Source organism: uncultured Kordia sp. (genome assembly GCF_947489565.1).
GTDB lineage: Bacteria > Bacteroidota > Bacteroidia > Flavobacteriales > Flavobacteriaceae > Kordia.
Genome location: NZ_CANLEA010000002.1, coordinates 60,008 through 80,830 on the forward strand (window position 1 = coordinate 60,008; position 20,823 = coordinate 80,830).

Genomic DNA, 20,823 nt, shown 5'->3' on the forward strand with positions numbered 1-20,823 from the left:
CTACGAAGGATGCACCACCAACAAAGGTCTCTTTAACGTTTTACTAATGGCTGTGGTAGAAGAGTGTTTAAACAAACGCTCAAAGACAGATTCTTTTTGCACTATTAATCCAATCGTGTCTATGTCGTGTAGTTGTACATAACACGATTTTGCATGTTCTAAGGGAACATTTTCAATGACATGATATGTGTAGTTGAGTTCTTTACATGCTTTCACTAAGAACGATTCGTCATAGCGATTGTCTGTAAATCCTTTTTCATACACACGTAATACATGTACGTGCATGTTTTGATCTTTGGCGACCGTTAAGATTTTAGCAAAAGCAGCACTTTGGATGTCATCTTTTGCATCTAAGGGTATTAACATGGTTTTCGGTTGCTGAAAAGTAACCTCTTCAGGAACTACCAAAGTGTTACAATTGATTCTTCTAATGATACTGAGTGTGTGACTTCCAAAGAGAATTTCGGCAGCATTAGAAACTCCGTTGAAACCAGCGACTAAGAGATCAATATTTTTTTCTTCAATGATTTTGTGAGTTGCTTCAATAAAGCTATTGTATTCTAAAATGGTTTCAAATGTATGCTGTTCAAAAGCAGTTTGCTCTAATTCCGTTTTTAGTTTTTCCAAACGTTCTTTTTCTGCTTTCAATACACTTTCATATACATTAGCAGTAGCGGAAGACATCAAATCATCTAGTGTAAAACTTCCTGATTTGTGCACATGCATCACATAAAAACGACAGGTTTTGTCCTTTAAAAACTGAATCGCATAGTGTATCGCATTGCGTGAACATGTTGAGAAATCGGTAAGTATTACTATATTTTTCATGTCAGTATATTTTAACGGAGTTCGATATAACTTTGATTTTTATAATTCTGATCTTCAAATTTTTAACAAAAAATGTCAAATCGAGCGCAGTCGAGATTCAATGAAGAACTATATAATTCTAAGACTTCTCGACTGCGCTCGAAGTGACAATAGTGATTTTTTACAAGCTTCTATCAATTATTAGAATTGGTCTAAAAGGTAATTGATCAAATCGGTCGTAGTTAAAATTCCAACAAGCTTTCCATCGTCAACTACCGGTAATGCATGAAATTCTTTTGCTGCCAATATTTCTGCGGCTTCTTTTATGGTTGTTTTGGAGCTTACACTGACTAAGTTTTTCGCCATGACCTGCTCAATCGTAAACATATTATACACCACCGTTTCTACGTTGTCTTCTTCTTCATACGCTCCGTCGGCAAAACTAATACGGAGTAAGTCTGTATAACTTAACATTCCAATAATAGCATCGCCACTGACTACAGGAATATGACGAATATTATTTGCCTTGAACAAACGTTCTGCCGTGTCTAAATTGTCGGTATGATTTAGTGTAATAACATTGGCGGTCATGATCGTTGAAACTGGAGTTCTTTTTTTCATCTTTTTTATATTTTTAGTTAGATTTGATGAAATCCGACGCAAATTGTGATGGTAGGTAAACACAATGTACGTTTGTGGATTTCATCGTATTTTAGGTTTTAAATTCTATACTAAAAGTACTTTAGAATCCAGTGAAAAACTATGATATATATCATGCTAGTGAAGTAATTTGGACATTGTTTACATGATGACACGTATCTCTTAAAAAGCAGAAAAGCCCTTAAAAGGGCTTTCTATATAATTGATGTTATTTTACAAGGATTTTTATAATTTTTTACCAGCTTTTTTGGTAATCTTCTTTATCTTTTTATCCAAGTGTTTCATGAGTCTATCCATCGCACTCTCACACATTGGCAATATTTTTTTAGGACTCATGGCTGGAATTCCTCCTATCATTACGGCTGTCTTTTTTGATCTTGCCGATTCGTTAATCGCAAATACTTTTTTACCTTCTTTATTATACAATGCCATTCGACAGAATGCTTTCATTTTGATAGAAGCCGTTCCTCCTATTCCAAAACCTTTTACCAAACTAAAGTGAATTTCAACAAACAATACGCCATCTGCTTGGTCTTTAAATATGTTTGCCATGCCTTCCTCATTCTTTTTTCCTAAAAAGCCTTCATAGATATATTTATATCCATCATACACCAAAAAATGTCTTAATTCGTCTTCAGACTTATCCCATTTAGGTTCAAACGTTTTATATGCTTCATTGGTGACTACTGCTTCTTCTGGAAGTAAAGAAAAAGGTAATTTTTGCGAATAGTCATCGAAAAACTTTTTGTGAAATTTTTCTAGCATTGGTGTTAAATTAAAATCACGATTGTCACTTAAATTTAGAACCGCCTCGATGAGTCCTTCGTTTCCAAGTCCTAATTCTTCGAAACCAATTATTTTATCGGTATAAAATGATACCACTGCAACTTTCTTATCTTGAGAAAAAGATAGTGATGCATAAAGAATACATAATAATAGCGTAATGTTTTTTTTCATGTTATTGTTTTTTGATTGTTGATAAAACTATGATAATCTAAACTCGCATCAAAACAGATCTGCAACTTAAATTCACATCTAATATATTTTTTCGAGAAGTAACAAAAATGATGCCTTAATTAATTTTCTTTGATTTTTCAATCAGATTGTTATAGCTTTAAAGACAACTCTTTCAATAGAATAGCACCCATTAAGTCCTAGAAAAATGAAATTAAAAACCATACTCCTACTTGCCATATTCATATCCATGATTGGATGTAAACAACAAGAACAAAAAAAAGAAAACACCTCCAAATCCACTTTGGAAATACCTCAACCTGAAAAAACTTCTAGTCATTTAACCAATTGGAAAAACGCCATTAATAGTTATAACCGTAATGCACTCAGAAATACTTATGAGACAAATGCTGTCAAAATTATTTCTGCCGATAATATTCTAACTAGTACTTCGGAAATTGCCAATTATTATGGAATACAAAAGGACAAAATCACTTCTGTGGAATCGCTCTTTAGTGTAGAAGCAAATAAAAAAAGAGGTATAACCTATGAGATAGTTCGTTATACATTAGACAATCAAACAGCACATATTCAAATTGTAATTTGGAAAACAAAAGATGAAAAAGTAATTCGTGAATTTGAATTTACCGAAACATATACTGCTGCTGAGGTTAATTCCTCGGAAATTGCAAAAAGGCGAAAATTATGGATGGAGCTTTGCAATGCGCACAATGCTGAAAATCTTGTAAAACAACTCTATAGTAAGAATACGATGTATTTTAATCATAAACCTTTAATACAAGGAACAGAAGCACTAACTAAAGAATATAATTATATGAATAATGAAAACTATTCTTTACAACTTGATCCACTAAAACTAGCAATTGTGAATGCTAATTTTGCCTTTGAAATTGGACAATGTAGCGGAGGTTATGGAGGAAAATATATTCTTGTTTGGAAAAAAGAAGCAGACGGAAATTGGTATGTGTATATTGATTCAAATATTTAAATTCAGCTTAATGACAATTCATGGTATTGGTTACCATACCAACATTTGGCTTCGGAGAAATGTACGGAATTCCTAAACCTAAACCACGAAGAATAAACAACATTCCAATGATAACGACAAAAATTGGAATTGCTTTTTGAATACGTTGTTTGATGGTTGTATTGAGGAATTTTCCAAGGTAAATCGCTGTCGTCATTAACGGAATGGTTCCTAAGCCAAAAAAGAGCATATATAAACTTCCTTCGAGCATATTTCCGGTGGCTACGGCTCCAAAAACTGCCATATAGACCAATCCGCAAGGGAGAAATCCGTTTAAAAATCCGATTGTAAAAAAAGTATCTAAAGTCTTCTTTTTGAACTGTTTTCCTAAACTCGATTTGACTTTAGAGATGATTTTGAAAATAGGTTTTGAAAAATTGTACTTGCTAATTGTTTTGTACGGAATCAGCATCACCACAATCATTAAAATTCCAATAGCAATAGACAAACGTTGTTGCATTCCGAAGATGTACAAGCTTTTTCCGAGCAGTCCAAAAATAAATCCGATCGTAGCATACGAAAGTAACCGTCCAATATGGTAAAGTAGAATTTGCGCTGCTTTTTTATACGTATTCGTACGATCTACAGGCAACATAAAAGCAATTGGTCCGCACATGCCTACACAGTGTAAACTTCCTAATAATCCTAATATAAAACCTGCAACAATCATTATAAAAATTTTATTTTTATAATTCCGCACTTGATGCGAAATCTACTTCGTAACACATTGGATTCCTGTCTACGCAAGAATGACAATCTATATCTAATAATTAATTTCTTCCTTAAACAAATAATCCGTGTTGTTATAACTCCAATCTACTTGAATGTTCCAACGACCATCTAACAAACGATTGTCAGGTATGAGCAATGTGTGATGAGATAATGAAATCGGAATTTCGAAATCAAATTGTTTGTTTGATGGTCGATATAGGAACACGTTTCCTTTTATTTTTTGAATGTCAAACGCTGAAGGAAACTTAATTTGTATGCCTGAATTTGTATGTGTTAAGCGTATATTTTCTGTTAATTTTTGTGCGTTGCGTTGTTTGTCAATACTCGATTGATATTGCAATTCTTCTTCGTAGTAGGAATCGGTCACCAAATCATGATCGTACTTGGATTGCACATTCATATTCACAATGAAATACATGATAAAGCTAATAAATGCGATAAACGCGATTACAATTCCTGTTCCCCAATTTATTTTCATCTTTTCGTTTTTTATATTTTTTATGGCATTTCCTCCGATTCCTCTTCGGTCAGGCTATCGGCTATATCTTTTTTTGATTCGTCATTGCGAGACAAATTTTAATTTGTTGTGACAATTTGTTTCTCTAAAAACAGCTTACTTCGTCGCAAACTCCTCGTAATGACGTTTCATATTAAAAAAAGGATGCCGCCTCTATCCTTAATGCAATTCTCGTTTCAAAGCTGTTCTCGATACTATTTTGTCTGTTTCAACTGCACTCAACATGACAAAATCACTCGAATTGACGTTTGCGAACAACAAACATCACCAACACCTAACACCCAACACCTAAGACCCAAAACCTAAGACCTAAGACCTAATTTAGTTATAACTCGACGGCCCAAGAAATCTTACGGAAGTCGTTTCTATCAGTTTTCCTTCGCTATAGACTTCAATCGTCAGGTTTCGTTTTCCATTTTCAATTTGATGTTCTGGGATTTCTATAAACATCGTTCCTTCTGCTATTCCTTGTTTTGGAATTACAAATTCGTTGCTGGTAGACACGAGTTTTATCGTTCCTGGTACTTTTCGTATTCTAAATTCTACATGCGGAATGTTTTCTGTGGTTTTGTTGATGACTTTGTATGTGAACACATTGCTTATAATGTCGTTCGCTTTTCGTTCATATAATTGCCCGCGTAATCGTAAAATATTTGCTTCTACATCGTTTCGCAATAATAACATTCCAACTAATATTCCGATTAAAATGACCAATACTGCGGTATATCCTTTTAATCGCGGTGTAAATTTGAATTTTTCTTTGTTTTCAATACCTGCTTCACTGTCATAACGAATCAATCCTTTTGGTAAGTTTACCTTTTCCATAATGGTATCGCATTCATCAATACACGCGGTACAGTTGACACATTCGAGTTGTGTTCCATTTCGAATGTCAATTCCGGTAGGACATACATTTACACATTGAAAACAATCAATACAATCGCCAAAACCTAATTCGTATCTGTCTTCATTTTTACGGAATTTTTTACGTCCATTTTCACCTTCTCCACGTTTATGATCATACGCAACTACAATAGATTTTTCATCGAGTAATACACCTTGCAATCTTCCGTAAGGACATGCTATAATACAAACCTGCTCACGAAACCATGCAAAGACAAAGTAGAATACGGCTGTAAATATGAGTAGCGGAAATAAGGTTCCTAAATGCTTAAAAGGACCATCCAAAATATCTTGAATGAGTGCGTCACTTCCTATCAAATATGCTAAAAACACATTCGCTATTGCAAAAGAAATTACTAAAAAAATGAACCATTTTAGCAGTCGTTTTTTAATTTTTTCAGCATTCCATTTTTGTTTGTCTAAACGAATTTGTTTCCCTCGATCGCCTTCAATCCAATATTCAATACGTCGAAAGACCATTTCCATGAAAATGGTTTGTGGACACATCCAACCGCAAAATATACGTCCAAAAGCGACCGTAAATAGTGTGATGAAAATGACGCCAATAATCATAGAAATCACCATCAAATGAAAGTCCTGTGGCCAAAATGGAAATCCGAAAATATTGAAACGACGTTCCAACACATTGAACAGTAAAAATTGATTTCCATTAATTTTTACAAAAGGAGCAGCAAATAAGAAGAGTAGCAATACATAACTAACAATCTTTCGCCATTCATAATATTTGCCGCTCGGTTTTTTTGGATACACCCAAGCACGTTTTCCTTCATCATTGATGGTTCCGAGGGAATCTCTGAATTTTTCGTTTTCTGGTGTTTCCACAATGTGTTTTTTTATTTGATTATTTGACTTCCTCAGTTTCTATTTTTACAGAGTCATTGACTTTTTCATCGTTGATTTTCTCTGTTGGAGTTGACGTTTCCCAAATGTCTCCTTCTGGCTTTTTGGCGCCTTCCGCAGGTGTTGTTCCTTGAAAGGTGAGCACATAACTTGCCACTTGCTGAATTTGTTTAGGTTTTAGTCCAGCTTTTGACCATGCTGCCATTCCTTTTCCTGGTCGTCCTCCTAGTGAAATAGTTTTGAATATATTTTTAATTCCGCCACCTAAAATCCAGTTTTTATCGGTTAAGTTTGGACCAATTCCTCCTCCTCCGTCTATTCTGTGGCAGGAAATACAACTTTTTGAGTAGACCTGTTTTCCTGCACTAATATCAGATGCATCCGTCAATAATGTAACTGCATCATAGTCTATTACATTGTTGGTATTCTTGGCGTTGTACAAGTCAATTTCAATTTGTGCTTCGACATATTCGCGTTCGAGTTCTACAAGTTGTCCTTCGCCGTCAAACACATGGTATTTTAGCATATAAAATACTGCAAATATGATAGAAGCGTAGAATCCGTACAACCACCATGGCGGTAAGTTATTGTCTAACTCTTTGATGCCGTCATAGTTATGATCGAGGATGATTTCTGTTTCTTCCTCCACAGGTTTTGAGTCCATCAAACGATCATACAGTTTTTTAAGCTTTGTAAACTTTGGCTTTCTGGTTTTTACTTCCAGATAGCGTTCTTTACCTTTTTCATCTAAACTATTGAATAAGATATTTTCTACCGCGCCAATAATTCCTTCAATAGCAATTAGGATGAGTAATACGAGTAATAAAAACAGCATGATCATTGGATTTTCAATAAATGCTGGTTTATCTCCAGATTCAACAAAGTATTCGATTCCTATCATAATTAGGAAAAAAACGACGAGTACGCGTACCCAAGATGGAATTGAATTTCTCATGATATTTGATTATTTTTTGGATTGTCTAATGGTATATTACTCACTTTCGTGATGTATTCTTTTTTGGCAGTCACAACCCACCAAAACAACACCACAAAAAAGGTAAAGAAGATGACTAAGGAAATCAGCGGATAAATCTCAATTCCCGTAATGGTTTCCAAATGATTTTTTACATATTTCAACATGATATTTACTATTTATTTTCTGATGTTAGCTTTTGTGAATCTTTTACTTTTATGTCTGTTCCCAATCGTTGCAAATAGGCAATTAAGGCAACGATTTCACGATCTTTAATCTCTATAAATTCTGTTCCTTCTGCGGCTGCTTTTTCGCTACCAGTTTTGAACGATTTTAATAAGTCAGGATCTTCTTTTAAGTTTTCAACAATTCCTTCGGCTTGCTCTTCCATGTATTGCAAAGCTTTTTCTATTTCTTCTTCGGTATATGGAACGCCCAAGGTTACCATAGCGCGCATTTTGTCTTGTGTTCCCGATGTATCAAGTTCATCTCTAATCAACCAAGGATATGCTGGCATGATGGAGTTTTCTTCAATTCCTCTTGGATCATACATGTGTTTGTAATGCCAAGCATCATTTCGCAATCCGCCTTCTCGGTGCAAATCAGGTCCGGTACGTTTACTTCCCCATAAGAATGGATGATCGTATACAAATTCTCCTGCTTTTGAATATTCACCGTAACGTTCTACTTCGCTTCTAAATGGACGAATCATTTGCGAGTGACAACCTACACAACCTTCTCGGATGTAAATATCTCTTCCTTCCAATTCTAATGGCGTATAGGGTTTGACTTCCGTAATGGTTGGAATATTTGAATCAATCATAATCGTCGGTACAATTTGTACAATTCCACCAATTAAGATTGCAATCGTAGCATAAATAGTTAGTTTGATTGGCTTACGCTCTAACCAAGTGTGCCATCCTTCTCCTTTGGTACGTCTTTTAGAGACACGTTGCAATGCTGGCGCTTCTGCTAATTCATCCGTTACTTTATCTTTCGCTTTCACAATTGTCATTACAATGTTATAAGCTAAGATGAACATTCCTATGATGAATAATGAACCTCCTATAGCACGCATCCAATACATTGGAATGATTTCCGTAACCGTTTCCAAGAAGTTTGGATATACTAAGTTTCCGTCTGGCGTAAATTGTTTCCACATGAATGCTTGGGTAAATCCTGCTACATACATTGGTAAGGCGTAAATCACAATTCCCAAGGTTCCAATCCAGAAGTGTGCATTTGCCAAACCTCTAGAGTATAGTTTTGTTTTAAATAATCTTGGCACTAACCAATAGATCATACCAAAGGTTAAGAAACCGTTCCAAGCCAAGGCGCCAACGTGTACGTGGGCAATCACCCAATCCGAGAAGTGTGCAATTGCATTTACATTTTTTAAGGATAATAATGGTCCTTCAAAGGTTGCCATACCATATCCTGTAATTGCTACTACCATGAATTTCAACACAGGATCGGTTCGTACTTTGTCCCAGGCTCCACGTAAAGTCAGTAATCCGTTGATCATTCCTCCCCAAGAAGGCATTAATAACATTACCGAGAAGGCAACTCCTAAGTTTTGTGCCCATTCAGGCAAGGCTGTATATAGTAAATGGTGTGGTCCTGCCCAGATATAGATAAAAATGAGCGACCAAAAGTGGACTATGGAAAGTCGATACGAATAAATAGGTCTGTTCGCAGCTTTAGGCACGAAGTAGTACATCAATCCTAAGAATGGTGTTGTAAGGAAGAACGCTACCGCATTGTGTCCGTACCACCATTGTACTAAGGCATCTTGCACACCTGCATATACAGAATAACTTTTTAAACCACTTACTGGCAATTCTAAACTATTAAATATGTGCAATACTGCGACTGTTACAAACGTTGCCAAATAGAACCAAACGGCCACGTATAAGTGACGTTGTCTTCTTTTTAGAATCGTCCAAATCATATTCGCTCCAAAAGCAACCCAAATTACAGCAATGGCAATATCAAACGGCCATTCGAGTTCGGCATATTCTTTTGAGGTTGTGTAGCCTAATGGTAAGGTAATCGCAGCACCTACAATGATTAATTGCCATCCCCAAAAGTTGACTTTACTCAGGAAATCGCTTGCCATTCTTGTTTTTAATAATCGTTGAAGCGAATAGTAAACACCCGCAAAAATGGCGTTCCCCACAAAGGCAAAAATTACTGCATTTGTGTGTAGTGGACGTAAACGACCAAAACTCAGCCATGAAACACCTTCAAACCAAGTTGGAAACATGAATAAGAATGCTAGTAACAATCCTATTGCCATTCCCACAATTCCCCAAACTATGGTTGCATAGATGAAGTTTTTAACGATTTTATTATCGTAATAAAACTGTTGGATTTCCATAATACTGTTTATTTATTTTATAGTTAGTTCTGTTTTTTTGACTCGATAATCGAGATTTAAATGCTCAACGTTTGCTTCGAAATATTTTTAATTGTTTCCATTGAATGCTTCGTGAACTTGCTCCGAAGTCGTTGACTCTTTTTTTACCAATTCATCTTCAAATAGCATGCGAACCGATGGTGTATAACTATCGTCAAATTGTCCGTTTTTTACCGCGAGGATAAAAGCGACAAAGAAGAGTATTGCGACCACAATACTGATGGTTAGTAAAACATATATAACACTCATACCTATTGAAGTTATAGCCCAAAATTACTGTGGTGTACTTTCCTAAAAAATGACTTTTATCATGTTTTGGATTTATTTTTTTGAAATTGAAACTGAATTTGAGCTTGAAATTGAAGTTGAAACTGAAATTGAAGTGTTTGTATTTTATTTTTGAAAAACACACGCTTAGAAACCAATACTATATTTTCAGAAGATCATTGTATACTTGTAATTGTATACTGTGTATTTTCAGCAAAAAGAATAGAAATTTCTTTATAGAAACGATATATGAAACAACCCATGAATTTTAACGTATTACCTTTTATTGCTACTTACAGGAAAGCTATTTTTTTACTGTTGTTCACTTTCTTTTTTGTGAATTTAGGTTGTGCACAAAAACAGTTATCTAAAAAAGAAAAAGTAGCTGATTTTGAGTATTTGTATGAAGAATTTAAGGCTTCATATCCTTATTTTGGAATCAACAAAAGAGTGTATCAAATTGATTGGCTTGCAAACAAAAAGAAATATCTCAAAACAATAAAAAACACAAAGAATGACACAGCCTTTTTTAAAGCAATTAATGATATTTTAAATGACTTACACAATGGGCATACAGATGCATATCCTACTATTATTTATAATTACTTTTATACAGGATATCAACAAGGTGTAGCTCAAGATTCTGTGTATTATAATTATGTAAAAGAACTGGAGAAAACAGATTCTATCCGTTCTCAGTATTGGAAAGCAATTAATCACAAACTCTTTTTTTCTGACACTGATAGTGATGAGGTTGAAGTTGTAAAAATTGAAGAAGAAACTCCTAAAAATATAGAAGCATATTTTATAGATTCTTTGTCAACGGCAATTGTTCATATAAAATCGTTTAGTTATGAATATGTAACTCAAGATGCCGATACCTTAAAATCTCTTTTTCATAAAACAACTAATTATAAAAATCTAATTATAGACATACAAGGAAATGATGGTGGTAGTACGGAATATTGGTTGCAAAATATGATTCCATATCTGATTAAAGACACCATTACTTTTCCCGTAATTTATGCATTTAAAAATTCCAAGAGATTACAAAAATTCAAGCCTGATTATTTTGAAAATACACTTACTTATGAAGAAATAGGTTTGCCAAACATGCCAGAAGAATTGACCAATGGCAGCTATGTATTTAGAAAGGAAAATACAACTATTACTCCAATTTCTAATGATTATACACACGTACAAAACATCTATTTACTTGTAGATAATGCCGTATTTTCTAGTTCTGAAACGCTGGCCTATTTCTGTAAAGCTACAAACTTTGCTACCGTTGCTGGAGAAAAAACTAGTGGTGATGGTGTTGGAACTGATCCTTTGTTATTGACACTTCCTAATAGTGGCATTGTAATTCGTTTTACTGGAGAAATGGGATTGAATCCAGATGGAAGTGCCAATGATGAAACAAAGACAGTTCCTGATTTAATACTCAAAGCTTCCAACAAAGAAGAAAGACGCAAAAAACTTCTTGATTATATAAAACAGAAAAATTAATGCTACGTTAGTTTTCTTCCCAAGATAGACGTACAAACCGTTGTGAATACGACAATACTAATTGAACTTAGTGGCATCAAAATAGCCGCAATGACAGGCGCTAACTGTCCTGTGATCGCAAAGTATAAACCGATAGAATTGTAGATAAACGACAATACAAAACTCCATTTTATGATTTTAATTGCCGATTTAGAAGCGTTGATATATTGATCCAATTGATTGAATTTGGAAGCATCTAAAATAGCGTCGCACGCAGGAGAAAATACATTTACATTTTCTGATAGTGCAATTCCAACATCACTTTGCGCCAAGGCTCCTGCATCATTTAAACCATCGCCCACCATGAGCACTTTTGCGCCTTCTGCTTGATGATATTGTATGTATTCTAATTTGTCATTTGGCTTTTGATTGAAGATCAATTTGGTTTTTGCTGGCAATAGTTTTTTTAAGTTTTCACGCTCGCCTTCATTATCACCCGAAAGGATTGCTAGATCAAAGTTTTTCTTCAGATTGTTGAATAATTTTGCCAGTCCTTTTCGATAGCTATTATAAAAGGTATATTTTCCTTTGTACGTATTGTTAGCACTGATATGAACCGTTGTATTGAGCACTTTTGTTTCTTCTTGATGTCCTACAAATGTTGCGGCTCCGACTTTAATTTTATTTTCATGATAACTCGCTGTCATTCCTTTTCCGATGTGTTCTTCGAAATGATCGAGTGTGACAATATTTTGCGCGTCTAAAATGTCGTATAAGGTTCTACTTAATGGATGATTTGAACCACGCAAAGTACTTTTGAGCAAAGCAGATTCATCTGTTGTTAATTGCTCGCCTTCATAACTTGCCGTACTTTTTTTGTTGGATGTAATCGTTCCTGTTTTATCAAAAATAATTGTGTTTATAGAAGCAAGTTGTTCTAAAACACTTGCGTTTTTCACATAAAATTTGAGTTTTCCGAAGATGCGCAATAGGTTTCCAAAGGTAAATGGCGCTGCTAAGGCAATGGCACACGGACACGCAATGATTAATACCGCTGTAAAGACGTTCATTGCTTTGGAAGCATCAATAATCAGCCAAAAAGAAGTTGCTAAAACTGCAATGGATAATACCGTAATGGTAAAGTGTTTGCTAATGGCATTTGTTAAAGTGGTAAAGCTTTCTTCTTTGTTTTTTTCGAAAACATCATTGCTCCACAATTGTGTGAGATAACTTTGTTCCACCGATTTGACAGCTTCAATTTCAATACTCCCTGAGGTTTGTTTTCCGCCAGCAAATACCTTGTCACCTGATTGCTTTTGAACCGTTTCAGATTCGCCCGTAACAAAACTATAATCGATCGTAGCATTTCCATTGATCAGAATTCCATCCACTGGAATGAGTTCTTCGTTACGAATGAGCAAACGATCGCCTTTTTTGATATCGTAGACTTGAATTGGTGTTTCTTTCCCTTTCAGAATTTTGGTCACGGCAATTGGAAAGTATGATTTGTAATCGCGTTCAAACGACAAAAAAGTATAAGTTTTTTGCTGAAAGAACTTTCCTAGCAATAGAAAAAAGACCAATCCCGTAAGGCTATCAAAGAATCCGGTTCCTAAGTCAAAGATAATTTCCACAGAACTTCTCACAAATAATACTAAAATTCCCAATGCAATGGGCACATCAATGTTTAAGAATTTTGCACGCAAGCCTTTGTAAGCAGAGATAAAGTAATCTTGTGCTGCATAAAATACCACAGGAAGCGAAAAAGCAAACATTAACCAACGAAAGACGATTTTGTATTGTTCTATCCAAAATCCGCTGACTTGAAAGTATTCCGGAAACGATAGAAACATGACATTTCCGAACGAAAATCCTGCAATTCCGAGTTTGTAAATGAGCGAACGATTGATTTTACTTTTTCCTGTACTATAATCTTCCAAACTGATATACGGTTCGTAGCCAATTTTGCTTAAAAGCAATACCACTTCTTTTAGTGAAAATGTGGTAGCATTATAAGTAATTCGGACTGTTTTTTTACCAAAATTGACTTGCGAAGCTGTGATTTGTGTACTGAGTTTATGTAAGTTTTCTAGAATCCAAATACAAGAACTGCAGTGAATATGCGGAATGTACAAAGTGACAATTTGTATAGCATCATCGTTAAATTCCAATAATTTATCAATGATATTTCGCTGCGTTAAAAAATCGTACTTCCCTTCTATTTCTTTGGGAATGGCGCCTGGTGAAGTTTCTAAATCGTAATAACATACCAAATCGTTTTCTGAAAACAGTTCGTACACCGTTTTACATCCAAAACAACAAAAAGATTTTTCTTCAAGTTGAATGACTTGTTCTTCACATACATCTCCACAATGAAAACATGTAGTTTCATTCATAACTTTGCTCATTTATACCTGTAACAAAGGTTACAAATGAATTGCTGATAAAATATGATATTTGTCATAGTTTGAGTAACTTTATAGATATGTAAATTTTCCATTATGAGCAATTGTGAACACTGCATTGTCCGACAGTTTAATTCGTTAAAATCTTTGACGAAAGAAGAACTGGTTCGGATTTCCAATTGTAAAACTTCCAAAACCATCAAAAAAGGACAATTGATCTTCGATGAAGGCGAAAATGTGAATGGTGTGTATTGCATTCGAGAAGGCGTTTGCAAACTGACCAAGTTGAGCGCCAACGGAAAGGATCAGATTGTAAAATTGGTGGTAAAAGGTGACTTGATGGGACAACGTTCTTTGGTCTGTGACGAAGCCGCAAATTTGAGTGCGACTGCTTTGAGTGAAATGCAAGTTTGCTTTATTCCGAAACATGAAATCATGACCGATTTGCATGAAAATACTGAATTTACTTTTGATGTTTTAAAACACATGGCAAAGGATTTACGGGAAGCCGATAATGTGATTGTGAATATGGCACAGAAATCGGTACGACAACGTTTGGCAGAAGCATTGATGTATATTCACAGTACTTTTGGAACAACTGATGAAGGTATGCTTCGTGTGGTTTTATCCCGAGAAGATTATGCAAATATTGTGGGAACAGCAACCGAATCGGCAATTCGAATTTTATCCCAATTCAAAAAAGAAGGCTTTATTTCTACCAAAGGCAAACAAATTAAGATTGAAGATTTGACTGCTTTGAAGCGTGTTTCGTAGCTTCGAAATTGCTCAATTATCTATATAGTTTTTGACTTTTCTGCATTTTCCATCTTTTCGTTATCTTTAATCCGATCAAACATACAACCAACCATCATGGAAGCTGCTCATAAACAAAAATTGAAAGAAACCGTTATCATTATTTTAGTCATTGTGATTTTAACAGGAATTGGAATTTTCTTTTTAAGACAACACGCCAATAAACAAGGAAAAGAATTAATGAGTTCGATGGATGCTGTGAGTGTATTACACGCTGAAAAAGGCATACAAAATTGTAGTAATACTAGCGCCGTTGAAGCGGAACGATTGATTGTTTTAAATAATAATTTGCAATTATATAAGGAACAACATAAAGTCACATTTTTAAAATTATACACCTATCATTTTACATCAACAACTTTGTTTTTGTTTTTCTCGATACTTGCTGCATTAACCGTTTTTGTGATTACTCAAGAAGGTTGGAAAGGAACGGCATTTACGGTGAAGGTTTTATTTTTGATATTTACCTCGTTGAGTTCTTTTTTCGGATTGTCGGCAAGTACATTTGATCAAGAAAAGAGCATTCATAGAAATGGACTCGCGTATATTAATTATGATAATTTACAGAAGAAATTAGTCAATTATTGCGCTACAGGTCTTGACATTAATGGTGATTCTATTTCATTCAACAAACTACATTCTAACGTCATTAAAAAAGCTACAGAATTGCATGATTTTTATTTGGAGTTTGACGATCAAAATTTAGACACAAAAGGTATTTTTAATATTAATAAAAAAGAAAAGGAAGGAGAAGACCAATAAAAAAGAGTCATTTCATCTAAAAAAAGGTCTCTTTACAGATATACATTGATGTTAGAAGTCTTTTATAAAATCTCTAAGTGTAATTGATTTATCTAATTCTAATTTGCGTCGGATTCTGTGTTGAGAAGATTTATAAGCATTCAAATTCACCTTCATTAAGTTCATGATTTCACTACGACTTCTATCTAAATGAACGAGTAAGCAAAATTGTATTTCTCGTTTTGTAAGATTTGGAAATTTCTCGATTAACTTCTTTTGAAATAACGGATTTGCTTCGTCTAGACTTTCAATAATATGGTTATAAGCACTGGTATCATTCAAACGCTCATTCGTATTGATGATGAGCGATTTCACATGTTTTTTTACATCTAAAATATCTTTAGTTCCTGCAATTTCTTTAAGATCTTTCAACCATGTTTTGAGCAGTTGATTTTTAACCAGATTATCTGACTTAATATTGTCTAACAGTGACTTGTTTGCTTCTAATTCTAGTTTTGACTGAACAAACTTCATTTCGGCAAGTTCAGCTTTAATTTTTTGATTGTTCTTTTGAGTTCTAATTCTTTTAATATAGATTCTGGAAGCAATTGCAATGCTAATTAAAACTACGACAAGTAATAGTAAGATTACTTTTGATTGATCACTGTTTCTTTTCTCGTTCTTTAATAAGTCGGATTCTATTTTTAGTTTTTCAGTAACATCATTATAAACCGTGCCGAAATACGATTTAGAAAATGAAATTTGAGCTTTTGATATTTCTTCATAATACGATTGAAGTAATAAAGTACCCAAATCTAAAGCATTATTTTTTGAGGTTTCTTTTGTTGCTTTTTTAGCATACGAATTCAAGAGATTACTAAACTTAAGCTTATCTTTTCTATCAATTACTTCCGGAGTATCTTTATAGGTATTTAATAAACCATCCATATAAGTAACGAATTTAGATTCTGGATAATGATGTAAATACAATTCAGCTAAATACAGCTTTGCCCGAATGGATTTCGTCTTATGAAGTGTTCTATATTTTTGTACATTAATATAGGTTTCTTCAGCTAACGAAAAGTTTCCTTTTTCGACATACACATGTGCCAAATTTTCTCTTACATTCCACATTGCTAGTGTATCTCTTTGCGAATTTTTTGAAGGAGACATCTCTATTAAGTTTTTCAATGCTTTATTAAAACATATTTCTGCTTTTAAAGTATTCTTTAATTGTCGTAATTGGAGATAGCCAAGATTATTGTAATACGTGGATAGTCTGAATGATTTTCGTTGTTTTTCTTCTATTTCAATCATTTCATTTAGTAATGATTCAGAAATAGTCCATTTGCCAGTTTCTCCTGCAATAGAGCTCAATATTCCTAAAACTTCTAAAGAATTAATTAAATCATCATTTCCGCAGTTTTCATGAAATATTTCCAAAAGTTTTTCTAGCATTTTTTGCGCAGGTTGATACATTTTTTGCGCTCTTAAATGCCTCACATAATTTAGAGTAACAAAGTAGATATACCGATTGGATTTCTTTTTTAAAGCCAATGATAATGCTCTATGGAAATAAAGGTTTGTATCTCCATATTCCTTGACTCTGTTACTGAGCGCTGCATACCAAACATAGAGTACAATCGTCTTCAAATCATCTTCACCATTCATGGCATTTTCTTGAAGAATGGCATACGTTCGTTCTCGTTCTATTTTTACGATTTCTCTATCACTATGCAATTCTTCAAACCAGTCCTTACCAACATAACTATTTAACTCTTCAACGGTAAGGTTCGGTATTTTACAGAAATCAATTTCTTGAGTATCTGCAAGCATGTTTTTTGCACATAAAAAGAATAGTATCACAAGGGTTCTTTGCAGCATTCTCAAATGGAAATATGTTATTTTTTTAATAAATCATAATATACAACAATGAAACAAATAATTAACTAGATTTTAAAATTCTAACGATACTTTTTGCATAAAAGTACCCTTTTAAAACCCCTTTTAAAACCTTATATATCATGACTTCGTAAAGATTTACTCAATTCTTCATAAAATTTATTTTCTATTGAAAAGGCTGATCAAAAGAGGCTTAAACACCTTAAAAAATCATGAAACCCTATTAGTACCCTTCAAAAAACAGTCAAGTATTTAAGATTTGATTTTATTTGTTGTAAGATTTTTTGAAACCCCTAAAATTATCCCCTTTTTTTTGAGGTATAATTATTTTCAAATTGAATAAAAACTTATAAAACCTACACATGTACAACTCTACTTTTTTAAACTCATTTTGGTTGCAATCCCTTTAGGTTTTATGCATAATTCATACTCAAGAGATTAATGTTTTACAGAAATAATATGAAAAAAATACTACTTATATTAATCGTGCTAATTCCAATTATTAGTTTTTCACAAACTCCACAAGGTTTTAATTATCAATCTTTAGTGCGAGATGATTCGGGAAATGTTATCACAGACACAACAGTTGGTGTTCAGTTTGAGTTACATCAAACTTCAGCAACGGGAACGGTAGTGTATACAGAAACACATGTTGTTACAACTAATGCTTATGGTGTTTTTGCGGCTATTGTAGGTCAAGGAACAACTTCAGATGATTTTACAGCAATAGATTGGTCTTCACATTCATACTTTATAGAAATAAGTGTTGATGTTACTGGCGGAACAGCTTATACTAGTGTAGGAACTTCTCAATTAATGAGTACACCTTATGCTTTAATGGCTAAAAATGTAGAAAATGGTGATGATTTGGGAAATCATACAGTCACAGAAAATCTAAAAATAGGAGGAAATTACATTTCTAATGATGGAGACGACGAAGGTTTGACGATAGATGAAGATGGTAGAATAGCAACCAGCAATGTCATTACTTTAGGGGAAAACGAAGCAGAGAGTGATGCCGTAGGTTCAATTCGTTACAATCCCGAAACAGATGATTTTGAAGGCTTTAAAAATGGAAAATGGCATTCGCTAACAGGATATTCATTAGGGAGTAATACATTATCTGGCACTGCAACAGCACCAACCTTAGGAGCTTCAGAGGTTCAAGCGAGTAATGAATCTACAAACGATCGCTTTGGTGATCGTGTAGCTATAGATGGCAATATAGCAGCTGTAACTGCATATAGTGATTCGTCCATTGCGGGTCAGGTATATATATTTATAAATGATGGCGTTGGAAATTGGACAGAACAAACCATTTTATCTGCAAGTGATGCTTTTGCAAATGATGACTTTGGTAGAAGTGTCACCTTAGAAGGAAATAAATTAGTAGTTGGCGCCATATCACAAACAAATACATCAGGAATAGCTAGTGGAAAGGCTTATCTATTTGAATATGATGGTGTAGGCACTTGGACAGAAACCGCCATTTTTGAGCCTAGTAATGGAGCAGATGGTGATCGATTTGGAGAAGATGTCGATATAGAAGGAAATATGGTATTGGTAGGCGCTAGAAATGCCTTTATTGGTGGAGGCGCTTATTCTTATGAGGATAACGGAAATGGTACTTGGACAGAAAATACATTAGAACCAACTATTGCTTCTAACTATGATCAAACACGATTTGGTGAAGCCGTTGTATTGTCTAATGGAAAAGCCTATGTAGGAGGACCAGATCGTTATAATAGTGGTAGTGCGCAAGTAGGAGCTGTTCAAATTTTTGAACAAGCTGGCGATGGTACTTGGTCCATTGCTCAAGATTTAAGAGGCGGCAATAGTTATCGTTTTTTTGGAACAAGTATAGCAGTAGATGGAGAATATATGGCAGTAGGAGCTGCTTGTCAATCGGATAGTTGTGACGGACGCGTATATATTTATAGAGCCGACGAAAATGGTGATTATTTAGAGACCAATCGTGTGATGGTTCAGAACGATGATAAAGATAGTTTTAACAATCAGCAATTTGCTTCCGATGTTGTTTTAGACGGGAATTACCTATACGTATCCTGTTTTGGAGGCGGTTCTGGAACAGAAGGAGATGCTGTTTATGTATTTGAAAACGATGGAAATCATAACTGGACACAAATAGCAAAAATCACTCATGGAGCTGGTTATTTTACTTGGTTTGGAGGAAAGGCTATTAGTTTTTCAAATGGAACTTTAGTAGTAGGTGCTAAGTACACTAATTTCCCGAATGATTCTGGAGCAGTCTATTTTATTCCAATTCAAACGCAAATTCATCCAGGAGTAGCAGAATATAATTCAGAAACGAATGGAAATTGGATATCTGGAGACGGCGATGATGAAGGAATGTATGTAGATACTGGCGGAAATATTGGTGTAGGAACCGATGCTCCAAGTGCTAACTTACATGTTGTATCAACTTCAGAAAATGCTACAATCAAATTAACACCTCCTTCGGGATATAACCCACGCATTTTATTTGACAAAGATGATGGTACTAATACAGTGTCTTGGAACTTAGGAACGAATAGTACTAATGATAGCTTTAATTTTTACGATAGTCTTAATGATAATTCTCCAGTTACTATAGAAACAGGTGCTAGAGCAAACTCATTATACATAGATACAAATGGCTATGTTGGCATAGGAGAAGCTGTCCCACAAACAAGCTTAGATGTTGTAGATACTGCTGTTATAGGAAACATAAGTATTGGCACAGAAAGTACAGATCAAGCTGCGTCAGGAAATAGTGGTTTAGGATTCACAACAACACCATGGATATACACCAACGCTATTGAAGCTCAAAGTGAACGAGGAACAGGATCTACACTTATCACTATTGGAAACGATGGAACGTATGGAGGAAATGATGAAATTCATTTTGTAACCGATGGAGATTCGCAAGTCAATATTACAGAAAATTTGTTGTACGTAGCTGGAAGTATAGAATACACAGGAACTATCACGGATGTTTCTGATAGACGCTTAAAAGAAAATGTGAAGCCAGTAGAAAATGCTTTAGATAAGCTAAATGAAATTAATGGCTATAGCTACAATATGATTAATGATAAAACGAAACAACGTGAATATGGAGTAATGGCTCAAGATGTTCAAAAAGTGTTTCCAGAAATGGTTAAAGAGCTTACAAATAAAGACGGGTATTTTGGTGTTAATTATACACAATTAATACCAGTTTTATTAGAAGGAATGAAAGAACAACAAAAGCTAATAGATAATCAAAATCTAGAAATAGAAAGCTTAAAAAAGGAAATAGAATTAATCAAAGAATTGATAAAGAATAAAAAGTAA

At 34.3% G+C, this 20,823-nt stretch carries 17 protein-coding genes; 5 read left to right on the forward strand and 12 right to left on the reverse strand.

Features of this window, described 5'->3' with window-relative positions; genetic code table 11:
- The 3 genes from Q0845_RS03055 to Q0845_RS03065 all read right to left on the reverse strand — a co-directional run bounded on the left by Q0845_RS03055 (position 1) and on the right by Q0845_RS03065 (position 2,424).
- On the reverse strand, positions 1-828 hold the full coding sequence (locus Q0845_RS03055) for a universal stress protein (RefSeq protein WP_298508991.1): 828 nt from the start codon (positions 826-828) through the stop codon (positions 1-3).
- Between the two features lie 180 nt (positions 829-1,008).
- On the reverse strand, positions 1,009-1,428 hold the full coding sequence (locus Q0845_RS03060; protein ID WP_298508994.1) for a CBS domain-containing protein: 420 nt from the start codon (positions 1,426-1,428) through the stop codon (positions 1,009-1,011).
- Between the two features lie 264 nt (positions 1,429-1,692).
- Entirely contained in the window at positions 1,693-2,424 is a 732-nt protein-coding gene (locus Q0845_RS03065; protein WP_298508997.1) for a hypothetical protein, read from the reverse strand.
- A gap of 205 nt (positions 2,425-2,629) precedes the next feature.
- Here Q0845_RS03065 and Q0845_RS03070 point away from each other — a divergent pair, with 205 nt between their 5' ends.
- Positions 2,630-3,430, forward strand: a complete 801-nt coding sequence (locus Q0845_RS03070) for a hypothetical protein (RefSeq protein WP_298508999.1) — start codon at positions 2,630-2,632, stop codon at positions 3,428-3,430.
- 7 nt (positions 3,431-3,437) lie between these two features.
- Here Q0845_RS03070 and Q0845_RS03075 read toward each other — a convergent pair whose 3' ends face one another.
- From Q0845_RS03075 to ccoS, 7 genes are all read right to left on the reverse strand, one after another.
- Entirely contained in the window at positions 3,438-4,139 is a 702-nt protein-coding gene (locus Q0845_RS03075) for a sulfite exporter TauE/SafE family protein (RefSeq protein WP_298509002.1), read from the reverse strand.
- A gap of 93 nt (positions 4,140-4,232) precedes the next feature.
- Complete coding sequence (locus tag Q0845_RS03080; RefSeq protein WP_298509004.1) at positions 4,233-4,679, reverse strand: FixH family protein; 447 nt, start codon at positions 4,677-4,679, stop codon at positions 4,233-4,235.
- A gap of 360 nt (positions 4,680-5,039) precedes the next feature.
- The gene (gene ccoG / locus Q0845_RS03085; RefSeq protein ID WP_298509007.1) at positions 5,040-6,464 is read right to left on the reverse strand and encodes a cytochrome c oxidase accessory protein CcoG; all 1,425 of its coding nucleotides are present in this window, start codon (positions 6,462-6,464) and stop codon (positions 5,040-5,042) included.
- Positions 6,465-6,483: 19 nt separating this feature from the next.
- On the reverse strand, positions 6,484-7,437 hold the full coding sequence (locus Q0845_RS03090) for a cbb3-type cytochrome c oxidase N-terminal domain-containing protein (protein WP_298509010.1): 954 nt from the start codon (positions 7,435-7,437) through the stop codon (positions 6,484-6,486).
- Positions 7,434-7,622 carry a CcoQ/FixQ family Cbb3-type cytochrome c oxidase assembly chaperone gene (locus Q0845_RS03095; protein WP_298509013.1) on the reverse strand — a complete coding sequence of 63 codons (189 nt, stop codon included), beginning with the start codon at positions 7,620-7,622 and terminating at the stop codon, positions 7,434-7,436. The genes Q0845_RS03090 and Q0845_RS03095 overlap by 4 nt, the downstream gene beginning before the upstream one ends.
- A gap of 8 nt (positions 7,623-7,630) precedes the next feature.
- Positions 7,631-9,835, reverse strand: coding sequence for a cytochrome-c oxidase, cbb3-type subunit I (ccoN, locus tag Q0845_RS03100; protein WP_298509016.1), 2,205 nt, complete (start codon positions 9,833-9,835; stop codon positions 7,631-7,633).
- 87 nt (positions 9,836-9,922) lie between these two features.
- Positions 9,923-10,123, reverse strand: a complete 201-nt coding sequence (gene ccoS / locus Q0845_RS03105) for a cbb3-type cytochrome oxidase assembly protein CcoS (RefSeq protein WP_298509019.1) — start codon at positions 10,121-10,123, stop codon at positions 9,923-9,925.
- A 279-nt stretch (positions 10,124-10,402) separates the two neighbouring features.
- Between ccoS and Q0845_RS03110 the strand changes: the two genes are divergently transcribed.
- A complete protein-coding gene (locus Q0845_RS03110) occupies positions 10,403-11,650 on the forward strand; it encodes a S41 family peptidase (protein WP_298509021.1) in 1,248 nt (415 codons plus the stop codon).
- 2 nt (positions 11,651-11,652) lie between these two features.
- On the opposite strand, the gene Q0845_RS03115 is transcribed toward Q0845_RS03110, so the two are convergent.
- Entirely contained in the window at positions 11,653-14,025 is a 2,373-nt protein-coding gene (locus Q0845_RS03115) for a heavy metal translocating P-type ATPase metal-binding domain-containing protein (RefSeq protein ID WP_298509024.1), read from the reverse strand.
- 156 nt (positions 14,026-14,181) lie between these two features.
- Here Q0845_RS03115 and Q0845_RS03120 point away from each other — a divergent pair, with 156 nt between their 5' ends.
- Both Q0845_RS03120 and Q0845_RS03125 read left to right on the forward strand, forming a co-directional pair.
- The gene (locus Q0845_RS03120; protein WP_367180639.1) at positions 14,182-14,808 is read left to right on the forward strand and encodes a Crp/Fnr family transcriptional regulator; all 627 of its coding nucleotides are present in this window, start codon (positions 14,182-14,184) and stop codon (positions 14,806-14,808) included.
- Positions 14,809-14,904: 96 nt separating this feature from the next.
- Positions 14,905-15,609, forward strand: a complete 705-nt coding sequence (locus Q0845_RS03125) for a hypothetical protein (RefSeq protein ID WP_298509030.1) — start codon at positions 14,905-14,907, stop codon at positions 15,607-15,609.
- 51 nt (positions 15,610-15,660) lie between these two features.
- Here Q0845_RS03125 and Q0845_RS03130 read toward each other — a convergent pair whose 3' ends face one another.
- Entirely contained in the window at positions 15,661-17,424 is a 1,764-nt protein-coding gene (locus Q0845_RS03130) for a hypothetical protein (RefSeq protein WP_298509033.1), read from the reverse strand.
- Between the two features lie 525 nt (positions 17,425-17,949).
- Between Q0845_RS03130 and Q0845_RS03135 the strand changes: the two genes are divergently transcribed.
- On the forward strand, positions 17,950-20,823 hold the full coding sequence (locus tag Q0845_RS03135; RefSeq protein WP_298509037.1) for a tail fiber domain-containing protein: 2,874 nt from the start codon (positions 17,950-17,952) through the stop codon (positions 20,821-20,823).

Excerpts from the sequence above, each read along its gene's own strand:
- Q0845_RS03080 (WP_298509004.1), bottom strand. The coding sequence starts at position 4,679 with ATGAAAATAAATTGGGGAACAGGAATTGTAATCGCGTTTATCGCATTT.
- ccoS (WP_298509019.1), bottom strand. The coding sequence starts at position 10,123 with ATGAGTGTTATATATGTTTTACTAACCATCAGTATTGTGGTCGCAATA.
- Q0845_RS03055 (WP_298508991.1), bottom strand. The coding sequence starts at position 828 with ATGAAAAATATAGTAATACTTACCGATTTCTCAACATGTTCACGCAAT.
- Q0845_RS03110 (WP_298509021.1), top strand. The coding sequence starts at position 10,403 with ATGAATTTTAACGTATTACCTTTTATTGCTACTTACAGGAAAGCTATT.
- Q0845_RS03075 (WP_298509002.1), bottom strand. The coding sequence starts at position 4,139 with ATGATTGTTGCAGGTTTTATATTAGGATTATTAGGAAGTTTACACTGT.
- Q0845_RS03095 (WP_298509013.1), bottom strand. The coding sequence starts at position 7,622 with ATGTTGAAATATGTAAAAAATCATTTGGAAACCATTACGGGAATTGAG.
- Q0845_RS03090 (WP_298509010.1), bottom strand. The coding sequence starts at position 7,437 with ATGAGAAATTCAATTCCATCTTGGGTACGCGTACTCGTCGTTTTTTTC.
- Q0845_RS03135 (WP_298509037.1), top strand. The coding sequence starts at position 17,950 with ATGAAAAAAATACTACTTATATTAATCGTGCTAATTCCAATTATTAGT.
- Q0845_RS03130 (WP_298509033.1), bottom strand. The coding sequence starts at position 17,424 with ATGCTTGCAGATACTCAAGAAATTGATTTCTGTAAAATACCGAACCTT.
- Q0845_RS03060 (WP_298508994.1), bottom strand. The coding sequence starts at position 1,428 with ATGAAAAAAAGAACTCCAGTTTCAACGATCATGACCGCCAATGTTATT.
- Q0845_RS03070 (WP_298508999.1), top strand. The coding sequence starts at position 2,630 with ATGAAATTAAAAACCATACTCCTACTTGCCATATTCATATCCATGATT.
- Q0845_RS03115 (WP_298509024.1), bottom strand. The coding sequence starts at position 14,025 with ATGAATGAAACTACATGTTTTCATTGTGGAGATGTATGTGAAGAACAA.
- ccoN (WP_298509016.1), bottom strand. The coding sequence starts at position 9,835 with ATGGAAATCCAACAGTTTTATTACGATAATAAAATCGTTAAAAACTTC.
- Q0845_RS03125 (WP_298509030.1), top strand. The coding sequence starts at position 14,905 with ATGGAAGCTGCTCATAAACAAAAATTGAAAGAAACCGTTATCATTATT.
- Q0845_RS03065 (WP_298508997.1), bottom strand. The coding sequence starts at position 2,424 with ATGAAAAAAAACATTACGCTATTATTATGTATTCTTTATGCATCACTA.